The following is a 17,115-nucleotide window of genomic DNA, read 5'->3' as shown; positions in this document are numbered from 1 at the left end:
TGCGCTCCTCTGCACAAGAAAAAAGCCCCCCGGGGGCTTTTGGCTCCTGGGGGGCAACCAGCGATTACTCCGCGATGGTGTCAGGGAGCTTGTTGGCGATGTAGTTGAATGCCGTCTTGATGTCGGTGCCGATCGTGCCAGCAGTTGCTGCGACCGCGACGCCGATCAGGGCTGCAATCAGGCCGTACTCGATGGCCGTCACACCGTTTTCATCAGCAACGAAAGCTTTGATGGCGGAGGTAATGGTGCTCATGACAACTCCTTATGGTGGTTGATAACGTATTACAGGTCTTACTGACAGACGGGGCCCCGTCTTTTGCTGCTTTCGACTGCGTCTGTCAGTGGGTTCACTTTATCGAATAGTGCCGTATGGCAAGTTGATGTTGTGCAAGTTTTCCATGTGGAAATGATTTGGGCCCTTGCTGCTTGAGAGCGCACAAACATCCCGTGCTTTGCATCTTTCACGTGCCCGTCAAAACGATAAATATTGTTAAGAATAGTTGCCTGCAATACAAAAACAATTTATCCTGTTCCGCTTGTGCGCTTAAAAAAGCGGCACCCCGTGGTTTCTACGCCGTGCTTTTGCTTGACCCCGTTTCTGTGAACGACATGGATTCCCTGCTGAGACACATGGTGGACATGACTGGCCACCGCGATCACACGATGCTGGACATTTCCGTGGTTTCAGCGGTGCAGGAACTGTCGGGCGCGGTGCAAACCCGGGTGTTGACGATTGCCACGGTGTGCGGGCAGAAATTCGTCCGCCCGCGTGCCTGCATCCGTGCCGGCGGGGTCGCCTGTCCGGAAGAAGCGCAGGACGGCAACCCTGGCGAGCCGATCAGCGCCTTCCCAACGCTGGCGCACTGCCTGGAGCACCACGATTCGCGTGCCGAAGGCAGCGGCCCCGACGGCTTGTGGCGCCTGTGGCTGCCCATCTGGTTCGGCGACAAGGCCGATACCTGCCTCGAGATCACGCATGAGCGCGGCTTTACCGGCGAAGCGATCCATACGATCAGCGGAATCGTCAGTGTCTACCGCAACTTCCAGAACCTGCTCGACTACAGCGAACGTGATTCGCTCACCGGCCTGCTCAACCGCAAGACCTTCGACGACCAGCTGGCGCGCATGCTGCACGCTTCCGACGTCGCCCCGCTGGTGCCGGGCCAGCCCGAGCGGCGCCATCATGGTGCGGAAGAAAAACAATGGCTGGCCGTGATCGATGTCGACCACTTCAAGGGGGTGAACGACCGCTTCGGCCACCTGTACGGTGACGAAGTGCTGATCCTGGTGGCCAACCTGCTGCAGTCCTCGTTCCGCGCGCAGGACCGGGTGTTCCGCTTCGGCGGCGAGGAGTTCGTCGTGCTGCTGCGTTCGACCACGCTGGAAAACGCGCGCAAGATCATCGATCGCTTCCGCACCAATGTCGAAGCGCACGACTTCCCCCAGGTCGGGCGGGTCACGGTCAGCGTCGGTTTCACCAGTATCCGCGCCACCGATTCGCCGGTGGTCACGCTCGGCCACGCCGACCAGGCCCTGTACTTCGCCAAGGCCAACGGACGCAACCGCGCCTGCCATTACGACGAGCTGGTGGCCAAAGGCCTGCTGCAGACCATCGCCGCCAACGACATCGCCGAATTCTTCTGACCGCTCTCAGCCCTGCGGAAGGGCGCGCGCGAACTCAAGCGCATCTTCCAGGCGGTCGTCGCCCCAGAACATCTCGCCGTTCACCATGAATGTCGGGGCGCCAAAGATGCCGAGCGCACGCGCCTGCGCCGTCTGCGCGCGCAGCGCTTCACGGGCAGGATCCTGTCCGGCCGCCGCCACGAGTGCCGCCGGGTCCGCAACCAGTCCTGCGAGCGCCGCCAGGACGGTGCCGGCGTTGTCGATATCGCGGTCGTGGGCCCAGTTCTGCAGCATGATGCGGCGACAGAACTCCCCCATCCAGGGCTGGTCTGCGCCAAGCAATGCAACGCGCATCGGCAGCACGGCCCTGCGCGGGAACACTGCCGGCCGCGTGAACGGCAGCCGGTACTTCGCGGCGCGGCGCGCCATGTCGCGCCAGACGTACTCGCCCTTCTCCTTCTGTCCGGCGAACGGCGAGCTCTGCCAGCCGAGTTCACGGAAAATGGGACCGAGCAGGAAGGGCTTCCAGCGCAGCGGTACGCCGGCGCCGCCTGCCAGCGCTTCGATGCGCATCACGGAGAGATAGCTGTAGTTGCTGCCGAACTCGAACCAGAATTCGATGGGTGGGGGCATGCCGGTACCTCGTCGCTTGGTGGAAGACCTGTTGTCGCGTATTGTGCATGACAAGCATGCAGCCGGATGCATGCGCCACGAAGGAGCGAGCAAGACATGGACAAGGTACTGATCGTGACGGGGGCCGGGCGCGGGATCGGCGCAGCCATCGCGCGGCGCGCGGCGGCCGAGGGCTACGCGGTAGCAGTCAACTACCAGCACGACACACTGGCAGCCGAAGCAGTGGTGGCGGCGATCCGGACGGCGGGCGGAACCGCGATTGCAATCCAGGCCGATGTCGCCCAAGAAGAACAGGTCGCACACCTGTTCGCCCGCACCGAAGCCGAGCTGGGCCGGCCTGCCGCGCTGGTCAACAATGCCGGCATCACCGGGCGCATCGCCCGCTTCACGGAAACCGGTCCGGCCACCATCGAGGCGACCTTCCGCACCAACGTGTTCGGCACGATGCACTGCTGCCGCGCCGCCATTGCCGCGTTCCGGCGCAGCGGTATTCGCGGCGTGATCGTCAACGTCTCATCGGTTGCCGCGGCGACGGGCAGCCCGTGCGAGTACGTGCATTACGCGGCCAGCAAGGCGGCGGTCGAGACCTTCACGCTGGGGTTGGCGCGCGAGATGGCGCCCGAAGGCATCCGGGTGTGTGGCGTGGCGCCGGGATCGACGCTGACCGGCATCCATGCGGCAGCCGGCGAACCGGGTCGCCCGCAACGGGTAGCGCCGGCGATCCCGATGGGGCGGCTCGCGACCGCCGACGAGATCGCGGAACCGGTCGTCTGGCTGCTGTCGCCCGCCGCATCCTACGTGACGGGCACGACGCTGCGCTGTGCCGGCGGGCTATGAGGCAAGGCCTGGGCGACGAAAGCTCAGGCGATGTTCATGAATCGCAGCGGATTGACCTGCCACTTCTCGGCCGACTCGTGGCGCACGATCTTGTCGCCGCCGCCGAAGCCGAGCGGCTTGGACAGGTCGAGGGTCTGTGGCTTGATGTAACCCTGGCTCTTGGTGCTGAAGAACACGTTGACCTTCGGCGTCAGCAGGCTGGTCTCGTGCGGTTCGATGACCACGCCCAGGCGCCCCGATTCGAGCAGCACCAGCGTGCCCACCGGGTAGATGCCGACGCAGCGCATGAATTCCTGCGCCAGCGTGGGGTTGAAGTGGAACTTGCTCCATTCGTAGATCTTGCGCAGCGCTTCGGCCGCCGGCATGCCCTTGTGGTAGCAGCGGTCCGAGGTGATCGCGTCATAGACGTCGACGATCGCCGCCATCTGGGCCAGCTCGCTGATGCCGCCCTCGGCCTGTTTATCCGGGTAGCCGCTGCCGTCGCGCCGTTCATGGTGGTGCAGCGTGATGTCGAGCGGGATCGGGCCGATCTCCGGGGTCTTGACCAGGATGTCGTAGCCGTCGCGCGGGTGGCGCTTGATGATGTCGAATTCTTCGTCGGTCAGGCGGTCCTGCTTGTTCAGGATAGCGTCCGGCACCAGCGCCTTGCCGGTGTCGTGCAGCAGGCCGCCTACGCCGGCCTGGTGGATCGTGTCCTCGTCCATGTTGCGGGAACGGCAGAACGCGACCAGCAACGCGCAGACGCTGACCGAATGCAGGAAGGTGTAGTCGTCCTTGTTCTTGATGCGAAGCAGGCCCAGCAGCGCACCGGCATTGCGCAGGATCGATTCGGTGACGCTCTCGACCACCGGGCCGACCTTGTCCAGCTCGACCGCCTTGCCGAGGCGCGCGTCGGCCATCACGGTGCGCACCAGGCCGGCGGCCTGCTTGCGGATATGCGCCGCACGTTGCAACTCCTCACCGAGCGAGACGCGGGTGACGACCACCGGCTTGGCCGCAATCGCCGTCACTTCGGCGTCAAGGGCAGCTTCTGCCTGGGCCAGCGTCGGGGCGTCGTCGATGTCCAGGCCCTTGCTGCAGTCGATGACGACACCGCGGATCCGGGCGTGGCGGATCTTGTAGATCTCGTCTTCGGACGTCAGCACAAAACGGTTGCGCACGAACGGGTGGTCCATCCAGCCGCAATCGAGGTCGTGGATGAACATTCCGACCTTCAGCTGTGATGCATCCACCTTTTTCAACATGTCGCTACTCTGCTCTGTAATAATGTCGGCGCCCTTCGCCAAGATGCAGTATAGCAATGGTGTTACCGATAATCACTAATTGTTGCATCTCAAACACATAAATCAAATGGAACTTCGCCAACTGCGCTATTTCGTCGCGATCGTCGATCATGGCTCGCTGTCGCGCGCCGCGCTCGTACTGCACGTGGCGCAGCCGGCCTTGACCCAGCAGTTGCGCCAGCTCGAAGAGGAGCTGGGCGCGCAGCTACTGCACCGTTCGGCCCACGGCGTGGTCAGCACCGATGCGGGCAAGATCTTCTACGAGCACGCACAGGCCATCCTGAAACAGGTGGCGGACGCGCGCTCGGCGGTGGTGCAGTCGACCACGCGCCCGTCCGGCAGCGTCTCGCTCGGTCTGCCCCACAGCATCTCCGGTGCGCTGGCGCTGCCGATCCTGAGCGCGGCGCGCGCGCAGTATCCGGAAATCACGCTGCAGCTGACCGAGGAAATCTCCGGTAGCCTGACCGAGCAGCTCAAATCGGGGCGCCTGAACCTGGCGGTGCTGTTCGACGAGGTCCCGACCGACCACTTCACCTCCACTGCGCTGGTGGAGGAAGACCTGATGTTCATCTGCCGTGCCGGCTCGGCATTCGCACCGGGCGGGACGTCGCTCACGCTGGCGCAGGTGCTGGCCAGTACCCTGATCCTGCCGGCACGCCAGCACGGTGTGCGTCCACTCGTCGAACAGGTGGCGCTGGAAGCCGGCCTGACGCTTGGCCCCATCCTCGAGATCAACTCGCTGGCCATCCTGCGCTCGGCGCTGCTGGCCGACCTTGGCGCCACCCTGCTGCCGGTGGCGCCGCTGCTGGCCGACATCGAGCGCGGCGCCGTGGCGGCCTGGCCAGTGCACGACCCCGCCATTACCCGCCATGTGATGCTGTGCGCATCCCGTAACATCCCGCTCACGAATGCCGCCGCGGCCATCGGGAAGCTGGTACGCGACGTCACCGAAGACCTGTGCGCGCGCAAGGCCTGGCCGGGTGCGCGCTTGCTCATTTCGTGACGCAATAACGGCCATCAGTTTTTCTTATACCCCCATCCGCAAACCCTATTGGCCCCGGCGCGGGTAAGTCCCTACACTCCACGCGCAAAACGAGCAGCACCTGAAGCGCTCCTGTCGCCACCGCGACCCGTTCCCCCCGCCCCGCCTACCCGGCTGCCAGCGGCGAACACCAGCCCGAATCACGATTTTGGAGACACCCATGCCAGACACCGTCACGCCTCAGGCCGTGGCGCCGGACGATTCGTCCCGCCTCGATTCTTCAGCCTTAAAAGCGGTCACCCTCGACGACAAGTACACCGCCAAGTCCGGCAACATCTTCCTGTCCGGCATCCAGGCCCTCGTGCGCCTGCCGATGATGCAGCGCGAGCGCGACGCCGCCGCCGGCCTGGACACGGCCGGCTTCGTGTCCGGCTACCGCGGCTCGCCGCTCGGCGGCCTCGACGAAACGCTGTGGAAGGCGAAGAATCACCTGGAGGCGAACCACGTGCAGTTCGTGCCGGGCGTGAATGAAGACCTGGCCGCCACCGCCGTCTGGGGCACCCAGACCGTGGACCTGATCGGCCCCGCCAAGTACGATGGCGTGTTCGCCATGTGGTACGGCAAGGGCCCGGGCGTGGACCGCTGCGGCGACGTGTTCAAGCACATGAACCATGCCGGCACGGCAAAGCATGGCGGCGTGCTGCTGGTGGCCGGTGATGACCACGGCGCCTATTCCTCGACCCTGCCGCACCAGTCCGACCACATTTTCTCGGCCTGCATGATCCCGGTGCTCTACCCGTGCAATGTGCAGGAATACCTGGACCTGGGCGTGCATGGCTGGGCCATGTCGCGCTATTCGGGTTGCTCGGTGGCCTTCAAGGCGCTGGCCGACACGGTCGAATCGAGCGCCTCGGTGGACGCCGATCCGTTCCGCGTCGAGGTCAAGTATCCGAAGGACTTCGTCATGCCCGAAGGCGGCCTGAACACGCAGTTGTCCTCCGTCCCGCTGGGCCAGCAGGCGCGCGCGCAGGAAGCGCTGATGCAGGACTATAAAATCTATGCGGCGCTGGCCTATGCCCGCGAAAACAAGCTCAATCGCACCACGATCGACAGTCCGAACGCCAAGCTGGGCATCATCGCGTCCGGTAAATCCTACCTGGACGTGCTGGAAGCGCTGGAAGAACTGGGCATCGACGAGGTCATGGCCGCCAAGGTCGGCCTGCGCCTGTACAAGGTGGCGATGATCTGGCCGCTGGAGCCGGAAGGCGTGCGCGAATTCGCGCAAGGGCTCGAAGAAATCCTGGTGGTCGAAGAAAAGCGCCAGGTCGTCGAATACCAGCTCAAAGAACAGCTGTACAACTGGCGCGACGACGTGCGCCCGCACATCGTCGGCAAGTTCGACGACAAGGGCGAATGGGTCGCCCCGCGCGGCGACTGGCTGCTGCCGCCGAAAGCCGACTTCTCGGTGGCGCAGGTGGCGCGCGTGATCGCCGGCCGCATCGCGCGCCTGGTGACCGACGACACCACCCGTGATTTGATCCGCGCGCGCCTGGCCTTCCTGGAAGCGAAGGACGCCGTACTGCAAAAGGCGATCACCACGCCGTTCCGCCCCGCGTTTTATTGCTCCGGCTGCCCGCACAACACCTCGACCAAGGTGCCGGACGGCTCCTTCGCGCTGGCGGGCATCGGCTGCCACGTGATGGCGACCTCGATCTACCCGGAGATGAACAAGCTGACCACCCACATGGGCGGCGAAGGCGCGCCCTGGATCGGCCAGGCCGCGTTCTCGAAGGTGCCGCACGTGTTCCAGAACCTGGGCGACGGCACCTATTTCCACTCCGGATACCTGGCAATCCGCGCCGCGGTGTCGGCCAAGGTCAACATCACCTATAAAATCCTGTACAACGATGCGGTGGCCATGACCGGAGGCCAGCCGGTCGACGGCACGACGTCGGTGCCGCACATCGCGCAGCAGATGGCGGCCGAGGGGGTGAAACGCATCGCGCTCGTCACCGAAGACCTGTCGCGCTACGCGGACCGCTCGAACCTGCCGGCGATCGTCACCCTGCACGACCGCAAGCACATGGACGACATCCAGCGCGAACTGCGCGAACTGCCGGGCGTGACCGTCATCATCTACGACCAGACCTGCGCCGCCGAGAAGCGCCGCCGCAGGAAAAAAGGCGAGTTCCCCGACCCGAACCAGCGCATGGTGATCAACGAAGCCGTCTGCGAAGGCTGCGGCGACTGCGGCATCCAGTCGAACTGCGTCTCGATCCTGCCGAAGGAAACGGAGTTCGGCCGCAAGCGCCAGATCGACCAGTCCTCGTGCAACAAGGATTATTCGTGCGCCAAGGGTTTTTGTCCGAGTTTTGTCACCGTCGAAGGCGGCACGCTCAAGAAGAGCAAGGCCGGCGTGTCGAAACAGGGCGCCGACGACGGCTGGGGTGCACTCCCTGAGCCGATGCTGCCGAGCGTCGAGCATCCGTACAACATCCTGATCAACGGCATCGGCGGCACCGGCGTGATTACCGTCGGCGCGCTGATGGGCATGGCCGCGCACCTCGAAGGCAAGGGCGCCTCGGTGCTGGACATGACCGGCATGAGCCAGAAGAACGGCTCGGTGACCTCGCACGTGAAGATTGCCGCCAGCCCGGATCGCCTGCGCGCCCAACGCATTGCCACCGGCGAAGCGGACCTGATCCTCGGCTGCGACATCCTCACCACCGGGGCCGCCGATGCGGTCTCCAAAATGCGTCCGGGCCGCACCCTGGCCATCGTCAACCTGCACGAACAGCCGACCGGGACGTTTGCCCAGCAACGCGACTGGGAATTCCCGTCGGGCGACGTACGCGCGCTGATCCTGGAAGCCGTGGGCGGAGAATCGGGTGTCGATTTCGTCGATGCCACCAAGCTGGCCACGGCGCTGATGGGCGACTCGATCGCGACCAACCTCTTCCTGATGGGTTACGCCTGGCAGAAGGGCCGCATCCCGCTGTCGGAAGCCGCGCTGCTGCGTGCGATCGAACTCAATGGCGTGGCGGTTGCCTCGAACAAGATGAGCTTCCTGTGGGGCCGCCGCGCCGCCGTCGACTTCAAGCGCGTCGAGAAACAGGCGACGCCTACCCAGTCGATCGTGGTGCAGATGCCGCAGAGCCTGGAGTCGGTCATCAAGAAGCGCGTCGAATTCCTGACCGGTTACCAGGACGCCGCCTACGCGGCCGTCTACCAGGACCTGGTGAACCGCGTGCGCGTGGCCGAAAGCGCGAAAGGCCTGGGCAACAAGCTGTCGACGGCAGTGGCCAAGTACTACTTCAAGCTGATGGCCTACAAGGACGAATACGAAGTCGCGCGCCTGTACACCGACGGCCGCTTCGTCGAGCAACTCAAAACCCAGTTCGAAGGCGACTTCAGCCTGAAGTTCAACCTGGCGCCGCCGCTGTTCGCGAAAAAGGACGCCAAAGGCCACATGGTCAAGGCGCAGTACGGCTCGTGGATGTTCGGCGCCTTCAAGCTACTGGCGAAAATGAAAGGCCTGCGCGGCGGCGCCTTCGACATCTTCGGCCATACCGCGGAGCGCAAGATGGAACGTGCGCTGATCAAGGAGTATCGCGAGATGATTGAGAGTCTGGTCGCCAGGCTCGATGCGGCGAACCACCTGGAGGCGGTCGAACTGGCGTCGCTGCCGGAACAGATCCGCGGCTTCGGCCACGTGAAGGAAAAGGCCGTGGCCGAATTCCGAGCGCGCAAGGCCGAGCTTCTTTCCGGCAACGTCAAGCGCCGTGCTGCCTGATCTTTACGCAAACTGAAACAACGTCGTCCCCCGCAGGCGGGGACCCAATTTTGCAGCCGCGAGCTACAGACGCTCACCGGAACGCGAACAAAATTGGGCTCCCGCCTTCGTGGGAGCGACGGGCTGCGTGCCCGGCTTGACGTTAACGTTAACGTCATATACCGTACCAGGATACCCCGTCCTCATCCGATATTCCAAGGACCACCCCATGAACGACATCACCCCCGCCGCGAAACTCGACCTGCCGGAGCAGCCGAAGCTGGCCAACAAGGTGCGCTTCGTCACCGCCGCCTCGCTGTTCGATGGCCATGACGCCTCGATCAACATCATGCGCCGTATCCTGCAGTCCAACGGCGCTGAAGTGATCCACCTCGGCCACAACCGCTCGGTCGACGAAGTCGTCACCGCAGCCCTGGCCGAAGACGTGCAAGGCATCGCCATCTCGAGCTACCAGGGCGGCCACGTCGAATATTTTAAATACATGATCGACCTGCTGCGCCAGCGCGGCGGCGCCCACATCAAGGTGTTCGGCGGCGGCGGGGGCGTCATCGTCCCGAGCGAGATCGAAGAACTGCACGCCTACGGCGTCACCCGCATCTTCAGCCCGGAAGACGGCCAGCGCATGGGCCTGGTCGGCATGATCCGCTCGATGCTGGAAACCTGCGACGTCGATTTGTCGTCCTACGCCCCGACCTCGATCGAGGCATTGAAACAGGGCGACATCGCCGAGCGCCACCGCCCACTGGCCCAACTGATCACCGCACTGGAAAACGGCAAGGCCGGCGAAGGCCTGCGCAAGCAGATCATGGAAGCCGCCGACACCGTCAAGGCGCCGGTCCTCGGCATCACCGGCACCGGTGGCGCAGGTAAATCCTCGCTGACCGATGAACTGATCCGCCGTATCCGCCTCGACCAGGGCGACCGCCTCAACATCGCCGTCATTTCGATCGACCCGTCGCGCCGCAAGTCGGGTGGTGCCCTGCTGGGAGACCGCATCCGCATGAACGCGATCAACCCGTGGAATGGCCAGGCCCGCGTGTTCATGCGCTCGCTGGCCACGCGCGAAGCCGGCTCCGAGATTTCGCAGGCGCTCCCTAGCGTGATCGCCGCCTGCAAGGTGGCCGGTTTTGATCTCGTCATCGTCGAGACCTCGGGCATCGGCCAGGGCGACGCCGCCATCGTGCCGCACGTGGACACCTCGATGTACGTGATGACGCCGGAATTCGGCGCCGCCTCGCAGCTCGAGAAGATCGACATGCTCGACTTCGCCGACTTCATCGCCATCAACAAGTTCGACCGCAAGGGTGCGCAGGATGCGCTGCGCGACGTGTCTAAACAGTACCAGCGCAACCGCGAACTGTGGAGCAAACAGCCCGACGAGATGCCGGTGTACGGCACCCAGGCATCGCGCTTCAACGACGACGGCGTCACCGCCCTGTACCACGGCCTGCTGCCGAAGCTGGCCGAGCTGGGCCTGCAGGTCGAGCCGAGCCGCCTGGCCGCGCCTTCGCAAAAATCCTCCAGCGGCAAGAACGTGATCGTGCCGCCCGCCCGCGCACGCTACCTGGCCGAGATCGCCGACACCGTGCGCGGCTACCACCGCAATGTGAAGAAGCAAGTGCAACTGGCGCGCGAGCGCCAGCAGCTGGCTGAGACCAAGCGCATGCTGGCCGCTGCCAACCGCGAGGTTGTGCTCGACGACCTGATCACCGAGCGTGACAACGCCATGGAAGGCAGCGCCAAAAAGCTGCTGGCGATGTGGCCGGACATGCAGGCCGCCTACGCTGGCGACGATTACGTCGTGAAAATCCGCGACAAGGAAATCCGTACCCGCCTGGTGCAAAAGACCCTGTCGGGCAACCCGATCCGCAAGGTGGCGCTGCCGAAATTCGAGGACCACGGCGAAATCCTGCGCTTCCTGATGCTGGAAAACGTGCCCGGCTCCTTCCCGTACACGGCCGGCGTGTTCGCCTTCAAGCGCGAAGGCGAAGACCCGACCCGCATGTTCGCCGGCGAAGGCGACGCCTTCCGCACCAACCGCCGCTTCAAGCTGGTGTCGCAGGGCATGGACGCCAAGCGCCTGTCCACGGCGTTCGACTCGGTGACCCTGTACGGCGCCGACCCGGCGCTGCGCCCGGACATCTACGGCAAAGTGGGCAACTCCGGCGTGTCGATCGCAACGCTCGACGACATGAAGGTGCTGTACGACGGTTTTGATTTGTGCAGCCCGTCCACGTCCGTGTCGATGACGATCAACGGCCCGGCCCCGACCATCCTGGCGATGTTCATGAACACCGCCATCGACCAGCAGATCGACAAGTTCGTGGCGGATAACGGCCGCCAGCCGACCGACGACGAAGCACAAAAGATCAAGGAGTGGGTGCTGTCGACCGTGCGCGGCACCGTGCAGGCCGACATCCTGAAGGAAGACCAGGGCCAGAATACCTGCATCTTCTCGACCGAGTTCTCGCTGAAGGTCATGGGCGACATCCAGGAATATTTTGTCCACCACCAGGTGCGCAATTTCTATTCGGTGTCGATCTCGGGCTACCACATCGCCGAAGCTGGCGCGAACCCGATCTCGCAGCTGGCGTTTACCCTGTCGAACGGCTTCACCTTTGTCGAAGCGTATCTTGCGCGCGGCATGCACATCGACGATTTCGCGCCCAACCTGTCGTTCTTCTTCTCGAACGGCATGGACCCGGAATACACGGTGCTGGGCCGCGTGGCGCGCCGCATCTGGGCCGTCGCCATGCGCGACAAGTATGGCGCCAACGAGCGGTCGCAGAAGCTGAAATACCACATCCAGACCTCGGGCCGCTCGCTGCACGCGCAAGAGATCGACTTCAACGACATCCGCACGACGCTGCAGGCATTGATCGCGATCTACGACAACTGCAACTCGCTGCACACCAACGCGTACGACGAAGCGATCACCACGCCGACCGACGAATCCGTCCGCCGGGCCTTAGCCATCCAGCTGATCATCAACCGCGAATGGGGCCTGGCCAAGAACGAGAACCCGAACCAGGGCGCATTCATCATCGACGAGCTGACCGACCTGGTCGAGGAGCAGGTGATGCAGGAGTTCGAGCGCATCGCCGAGCGCGGCGGCGTGCTGGGCGCGATGGAGACCGGCTACCAGCGCGGCAAGATCCAGGAAGAGTCGATGCTGTACGAGCACAAGAAGCACGACGGCTCGCTGCCGATCATCGGCGTGAACACCTTCCGCAACCCGAACGGCGCTGGCGCCCCGGCGACGATCGAGCTGGCGCGTTCGACTGACGACGAGAAGCAGTCGCAGCTGACCCGCCTGGAAGCCTTCCACGCACGTAACGCCGACAAGGCTCCGGCTGCCCTGGCCGCCCTGCAGCAAGCCGCGATCGACAACGAGAACGTGTTCGCCAAGCTGATGGATGCCGTACGCGTCTGCTCACTGGGCCAGATCACGACTGCGCTGTTCGAGGTGGGCGGGCAGTATCGCCGCAATATGTAAGTCCTTCGCCGCCCGCGTTCCTGCGGGCGGCGCATGCACCAGCGGCAGCAGTAAGCCGAATTTACGCACTGCCGCTGTCCTATCCCGCTCCCCCCCGAGATGCCGCCTGCCCCCTGAGCAAGCCCGGTTGCACGCCGCTGTGCAAACCCGTGGCCGTCCGTCCCCCCGCTGGCCTAAAATGGACGCACTTTCACCCGCGGAGTCCACGCATGCCGATCCAGCCCGAGCAGCTCGCCGCCCTGATGCGCGAAGTCGAACAGGAAGACCCGATCGACTTTGCCGACCTCCCCTTTCCCGAAGACGATCTGCGCGAACTGGTGGCCAACCACCTGTGCGAGATGGCTGCGGCGATGGAAAACTTCAGCACCGAAGACCGCTTGATGACCCTGCTCGCGGTGTCGGCCAAGCTGGTGCTGGAAAACCTCGTCCTCCATGTGCAACTGTTGCGCCGCCATGGGCTGCCGGTCGGCGAGAACGTCGAGGCCCTGCTCAGCCGCCTGCGCAAGTCCTGATCCCCCCTGCGTGGGGCTGTCATTGCGCGCGAACGGCTGCTATCCTTCTTCAAATCAACACGAAGTGTCCCTGTTTCTCGCACAATTGCAACAGGTGTCGGCTATTTCCGAACACTGATGAGCTCGTGGCGCTTTGAAAGCATTCCTTGATGTATTATTAACATTCGGGAACTTCGCTTGCACCCAACACATCATCTTCGCAAGCGCCTTCATCAAAGGGAAAGACAATGCCGGGTAATCTCACCAAGAAACAACTTGCCGTTGCCGTGGTCTCCGGCGCTATCCTGCTGAGCGCGGGAATGGCCGGCTGCAGCCGCACACAGACTGCCGAGGAACTGCTGACCGAAGCACAGCAGTACCAGGAAAAAGGCGACCGCAAAGCGGCGATGATCCAGCTCAAGAACGCGGTCGGCCAAAACCCCGAGAACGCCGAAGCCCGCCTGCGCCTGGGCTCGCTGCATCTCGAACTCGGCGATGCCGCCTCGGCCGAAAAAGAATTGCGCAAGGCTGCCAGCCTTGGTGCTGCCGCCGACAAGACCCTGCCGCTGCTCGCCACTACGCTGATGCAGCAAGGTAAATTCAAGGAAGTGCTCGAGGAAATCTCGCCAGAAAAGGCACAAGGTTCGGCCGTCCTGCTCGCACGCCGCGGCGATGCGCAACTGGCACTGGGCGACAGGGACACGGCCAAGCAAGCCTATGACGCGGCACTGGCGCTCAACCCGAACGCCGGCGACGCCCTGGTCGGTCTGGCACGCCACGCTGCCGTTGCGAACGACCTTAAGGGTGCGGACCGCTTCGCCACCGAAGCGACCACCCGCGACGCGGGCAATGCCGAAGCATGGATGCTAAAAGGCAATCTGCTGCGCAGCCAGAGCAAGGCCAAGGAGGCCCTCGCCGCCTATGACAAGGTGCTGTCGATCAATCCAGCCCACCGCAGCGCCCATGTCGAGAAAGCCTATGTCCACATCGCGGCCAACGACCTCGCTGCAGCCAAGACCGACATCGACGCCGCCAAGAAACACTGGAGCGGCGACCTGAACGTCACTTATGTCCAGGCACTGCTGGACTTCACCGGCGGCAAGAACGCGGAAGCGAGAGATTCGCTGCAAAAAATCCTGAAGGCCGCTCCCGAGCACATGCCGAGCGTGTTGCTGGCTGGCGCCGTAGAACTGAACCTGGGCGGCAACCAGCAAGCCGAACAGCACCTGCGCCGCTACCTGGAGTCGAATCCGAACAATGTCTATGCCCGCAAACTGCTGGCGCAATCCCTGCTCAAGACCGGCCAGGCGGCCGAGGCCACTGCCGTCCTGGCGCCGGTAGTGAAGGACAGCCAGGACCCGCAACTGCTGGCGCTGACGGGCCAATCCTACCTGCAGTCGCGCGACTTCGCCAAGGCCTCGGCCTACCTGGAACAGGCAAGCACGCTGGCCCCTGGCGCCGCCAGCATCCGCACGTCGCTCGGCCTGTCGAAAATCGGCCAGGGCGACTGGAACCAGGCGATCAACGAACTCGAGCGCGCTACCACGCTCGACCCGGCATCGACCGAGGCCGGCTTTGCCCTGGTCCAGGCGGAACTGCGTCGTGGCGAACACGACAAGGCCATGGCGGCGATCCAGGCCATGGAAAAGGCCCAGCCGAACAATCCCGCGATCCACAACCTCAAGGGCGGCGTCTATCTGAACAAGCGCGACGTCAAGAACGCCCGCGCCAGCTTCGACAAGGCGGTTGCACTGCAACCGACTTTCTTCCCTGCCGTCGCCAACCTGGCGCGGCTCGACGCAGCAGAGAAAAACGTCACCGGCGCCAAGCAACGCTTCGAGGCGCTGCTGGCCAAGGACAAGAAGAACGTCGATGCGATGAACGCACTGGCTTCGATCGAAATATCCCAGGGACGCGCCGAGCAGGCCACGGCCTGGCTGGAAAAGGCGCATGCCGAGAATCCGGAACTGACCGCGCCCGCCGTCACCCTTGGCGGGCATTATCTGCAGGTCAAGCAGCCGGAAAAGGCAGCGGTGCTGGCACGCAAGACCTTGGCTATCCACCCGGGCAATCCGGAACTGCTCGACCTGATGGGCCAGGCCCAGATGGCGACCAAGGACCATGCCGGAGCGCTCGACTCGTATAGCAAACTGGCCAATGTGATGCCGAAGTCACCGATGGCGCAACTGCGCCTGGCTGCGGTACACATGATGATGAAGAACGACACGGCCGCGGCAGACAGCCTCAGGCGTGCCCTGGCGCTCGATCCGAAGTTCGTGCAGGCCCGTATTGGCCAGGTCGAGCTCGCAATGCGCAATAGCAAGCCCGAGGAAGCCCTGGCAGCGGCCCGCCAGATCCAGAAGGACGACCCGAAGTCGCCGATCGGCTATCAGGTCGAGGGCGACCTGCTGCTGTCCCAGCAGAAGACCGCGCCGGCGCTGGCCGCGTATGAAAAGGCCTATGCCATCAACAACTCGCCGGCCCTGCTGGTCAAGATCAGCCAGCTCATGGCCCGCAGCGGCAAGGAAGGCGAAGCACAGGCCCGCCTGGTGAAGTACCACGCGGCCAACCCGAAGGACCAGATGGTCGGCATGATGGTCGCCGAAAACTACCTGGCCAAGCGGCAGTTCAAGCAGGCGATCGCCAGCCTGGAAGCCGCGCTCAAGGTCAACCCGTCCAACGCGGCCGCGCTCAACAACCTGGCATGGGCCTACCAGCAGGAAAATGATGCGCGCGCCCTGCCGACGGCCGAGCAGGCTTACAAGCTGGCGAACAAGGAACCGGCGATCATGGATACCCTGGGCTGGATCCTGGTGCAGAAAGGCGATACCGCCCGCGGGGTCGAGCTGCTGCGCAAAGCCGTTTCCCTGAGCCCGGACGCAGGGGATATCCGCTATCACCTGGCAGCCGGGCTGGCAAAAGCCGGCGACAAGGCCGGTGCCCGCAAGGAACTCGAGCAGTCGCTTGCCAGCGGCAAATCGTTTAGCGCCATGGACGACGCGAAATCGCTCCTGCGCCAACTGTAAGCCGCACAGGGCCGCCGCCCTGGCGGCGGTCCTGTGCGATCTTCCAACCCAGCCTGTCAGGCCTGACCATGAGCTCCATTATCCAACAGCACGAGTGCGACCCTGTCCCCGCTGGCTTCCTTGCACGACTGGTTGAACGCTTCAGCGGCAAACGCGACGTACTGATTCCATATTTCAATTTCCGTAAGGTGTTGAAAGGTAATATGGACTCCTACGTGCTCAAGGAAATCTATAAGCTCCGTTATGAAGTGTATTGCCTGGAGCGCCAGTATCTGGAAGCGAGCGACTTCAAGGAAGAACTCGAAACGGACGAGTACGACGATTGCTCGACCCATTTCGCCGCTTATACCCTGGACCAGACGATCATCGGCACGGTACGCTTGGTCCAACCGCATCCCGGCCAGGCCTATCCCTTTCAGTCCCACTGCACACCGTTTCCGGAATTCGCCTACCCGGCGCCCGAATCGGCCGCAGAAATCTCGCGCCTGGTTGTCAAGAAGACCTACCGCCGGCGCCGAGGCGACACGATGGAGGGTATTTCGCAGGACTTCATGGAAAAAGGCAGCACGAAAGCGATTCAACCGGGTTCAACCGTGCGGCGCGACAAGCGCAACAATAGTCCGCTATTATTGCTCGGCATGTATCGAGAGATGTACCGCCATAGCCGCCAGAATGGGATTCGTTACTGGTACGCCGCTATGGAAAGGTCACTGGCGCGCTCGCTGGAAAAGATGGGTTTCAAGTTTGTGCCGATTGGTCCGCAAGTGGATTATTACGGTCCGGTCACTCCCCACATGGCCGACTTGAACGAGTTGGACGAGCGCTTAAAGAGGGAAAACAAGTTCCTGGCAGCGTGGTTCAACGACGAACCGATCCCCCTGTGGATCCTGGTGAAAACCATGATCGGCAATTTTTGGGGTGCGCGCACCAGGAAAAAATAACTAGGGTCCA

11 protein-coding genes are annotated in these 17,115 nt (G+C 63.6%); 8 read left to right on the top strand and 3 right to left on the bottom strand.

Features of this window, described 5'->3' with window-relative positions:
- Positions 1-64 precede the first annotated feature (64 nt).
- Positions 65-253 (bottom strand): Flp family type IVb pilin, encoded by a 189-nt coding sequence (locus ACFFJK_RS03565; protein ID WP_379677734.1) that lies wholly within the window; start codon positions 251-253, stop codon positions 65-67.
- Positions 254-609: 356 nt separating this feature from the next.
- On the opposite strand from ACFFJK_RS03565, the gene ACFFJK_RS03560 reads away from it, so the two are divergent.
- Positions 610-1,644, top strand: coding sequence for a GGDEF domain-containing protein (locus tag ACFFJK_RS03560; protein WP_379677733.1), 1,035 nt, complete (start codon positions 610-612; stop codon positions 1,642-1,644).
- Between the two features lie 6 nt (positions 1,645-1,650).
- Here ACFFJK_RS03560 and ACFFJK_RS03555 read toward each other — a convergent pair whose 3' ends face one another.
- Positions 1,651-2,256, bottom strand: a complete 606-nt coding sequence (locus tag ACFFJK_RS03555) for a 2-hydroxychromene-2-carboxylate isomerase (protein ID WP_379677732.1) — start codon at positions 2,254-2,256, stop codon at positions 1,651-1,653.
- Between the two features lie 96 nt (positions 2,257-2,352).
- On the opposite strand from ACFFJK_RS03555, the gene ACFFJK_RS03550 reads away from it, so the two are divergent.
- Positions 2,353-3,093 (top strand): SDR family oxidoreductase, encoded by a 741-nt coding sequence (locus ACFFJK_RS03550; protein WP_379677731.1) that lies wholly within the window; start codon positions 2,353-2,355, stop codon positions 3,091-3,093.
- A 23-nt stretch (positions 3,094-3,116) separates the two neighbouring features.
- On the opposite strand, the gene ACFFJK_RS03545 is transcribed toward ACFFJK_RS03550, so the two are convergent.
- Positions 3,117-4,337, bottom strand: a complete 1,221-nt coding sequence (locus ACFFJK_RS03545; RefSeq protein WP_379677730.1) for an HD-GYP domain-containing protein — start codon at positions 4,335-4,337, stop codon at positions 3,117-3,119.
- A 106-nt stretch (positions 4,338-4,443) separates the two neighbouring features.
- On the opposite strand from ACFFJK_RS03545, the gene ACFFJK_RS03540 reads away from it, so the two are divergent.
- The 6 genes from ACFFJK_RS03540 (at position 4,444) to ACFFJK_RS03515 (ending at position 17,105) form a co-directional block, all read left to right on the top strand.
- The gene (locus tag ACFFJK_RS03540) at positions 4,444-5,379 is read left to right on the top strand and encodes a LysR substrate-binding domain-containing protein (RefSeq protein WP_379677729.1); all 936 of its coding nucleotides are present in this window, start codon (positions 4,444-4,446) and stop codon (positions 5,377-5,379) included.
- 199 nt (positions 5,380-5,578) lie between these two features.
- The gene (locus ACFFJK_RS03535; RefSeq protein ID WP_379677728.1) at positions 5,579-9,151 is read left to right on the top strand and encodes an indolepyruvate ferredoxin oxidoreductase family protein; all 3,573 of its coding nucleotides are present in this window, start codon (positions 5,579-5,581) and stop codon (positions 9,149-9,151) included.
- A gap of 208 nt (positions 9,152-9,359) precedes the next feature.
- Complete coding sequence (gene icmF, locus ACFFJK_RS03530; protein WP_379677727.1) at positions 9,360-12,647, top strand: fused isobutyryl-CoA mutase/GTPase IcmF; 3,288 nt, start codon at positions 9,360-9,362, stop codon at positions 12,645-12,647.
- 209 nt (positions 12,648-12,856) lie between these two features.
- Positions 12,857-13,159: a hypothetical protein gene (locus tag ACFFJK_RS03525; protein ID WP_379677725.1), complete on the top strand. Its 303-nt coding sequence runs from the start codon at positions 12,857-12,859 to the stop codon at positions 13,157-13,159.
- Positions 13,160-13,386: 227 nt separating this feature from the next.
- Positions 13,387-16,164, top strand: a complete 2,778-nt coding sequence (gene prsT / locus ACFFJK_RS03520) for an XrtA/PEP-CTERM system TPR-repeat protein PrsT (protein WP_379677724.1) — start codon at positions 13,387-13,389, stop codon at positions 16,162-16,164.
- A 68-nt stretch (positions 16,165-16,232) separates the two neighbouring features.
- On the top strand, positions 16,233-17,105 hold the full coding sequence (locus tag ACFFJK_RS03515) for a PEP-CTERM/exosortase system-associated acyltransferase (RefSeq protein ID WP_379677723.1): 873 nt from the start codon (positions 16,233-16,235) through the stop codon (positions 17,103-17,105).
- Positions 17,106-17,115 lie beyond the last annotated feature (10 nt).

The organism is Massilia consociata (assembly GCF_042432755.1).
GTDB lineage: Bacteria > Pseudomonadota > Gammaproteobacteria > Burkholderiales > Burkholderiaceae_D > Telluria > Telluria consociata.
The sequence above is the reverse complement of the archived record's forward strand: the minus strand, read 5'-3'. Positions and strand labels throughout refer to the sequence as shown.

Bases quoted from the DNA above. Each gene is read 5' to 3' on its own strand.
- ACFFJK_RS03565 (WP_379677734.1), bottom strand. From the start codon at position 253: ATGAGCACCATTACCTCCGCCATCAAAGCTTTCGTTGCTGATGAAAAC.
- ACFFJK_RS03560 (WP_379677733.1), top strand. From the start codon at position 610: ATGGATTCCCTGCTGAGACACATGGTGGACATGACTGGCCACCGCGAT.
- ACFFJK_RS03555 (WP_379677732.1), bottom strand. From the start codon at position 2,256: ATGCCCCCACCCATCGAATTCTGGTTCGAGTTCGGCAGCAACTACAGC.
- ACFFJK_RS03550 (WP_379677731.1), top strand. From the start codon at position 2,353: ATGGACAAGGTACTGATCGTGACGGGGGCCGGGCGCGGGATCGGCGCA.
- ACFFJK_RS03545 (WP_379677730.1), bottom strand. From the start codon at position 4,337: ATGTTGAAAAAGGTGGATGCATCACAGCTGAAGGTCGGAATGTTCATC.
- ACFFJK_RS03540 (WP_379677729.1), top strand. From the start codon at position 4,444: ATGGAACTTCGCCAACTGCGCTATTTCGTCGCGATCGTCGATCATGGC.
- ACFFJK_RS03535 (WP_379677728.1), top strand. From the start codon at position 5,579: ATGCCAGACACCGTCACGCCTCAGGCCGTGGCGCCGGACGATTCGTCC.
- icmF (WP_379677727.1), top strand. From the start codon at position 9,360: ATGAACGACATCACCCCCGCCGCGAAACTCGACCTGCCGGAGCAGCCG.
- ACFFJK_RS03525 (WP_379677725.1), top strand. From the start codon at position 12,857: ATGCCGATCCAGCCCGAGCAGCTCGCCGCCCTGATGCGCGAAGTCGAA.
- prsT (WP_379677724.1), top strand. From the start codon at position 13,387: ATGCCGGGTAATCTCACCAAGAAACAACTTGCCGTTGCCGTGGTCTCC.
- ACFFJK_RS03515 (WP_379677723.1), top strand. From the start codon at position 16,233: ATGAGCTCCATTATCCAACAGCACGAGTGCGACCCTGTCCCCGCTGGC.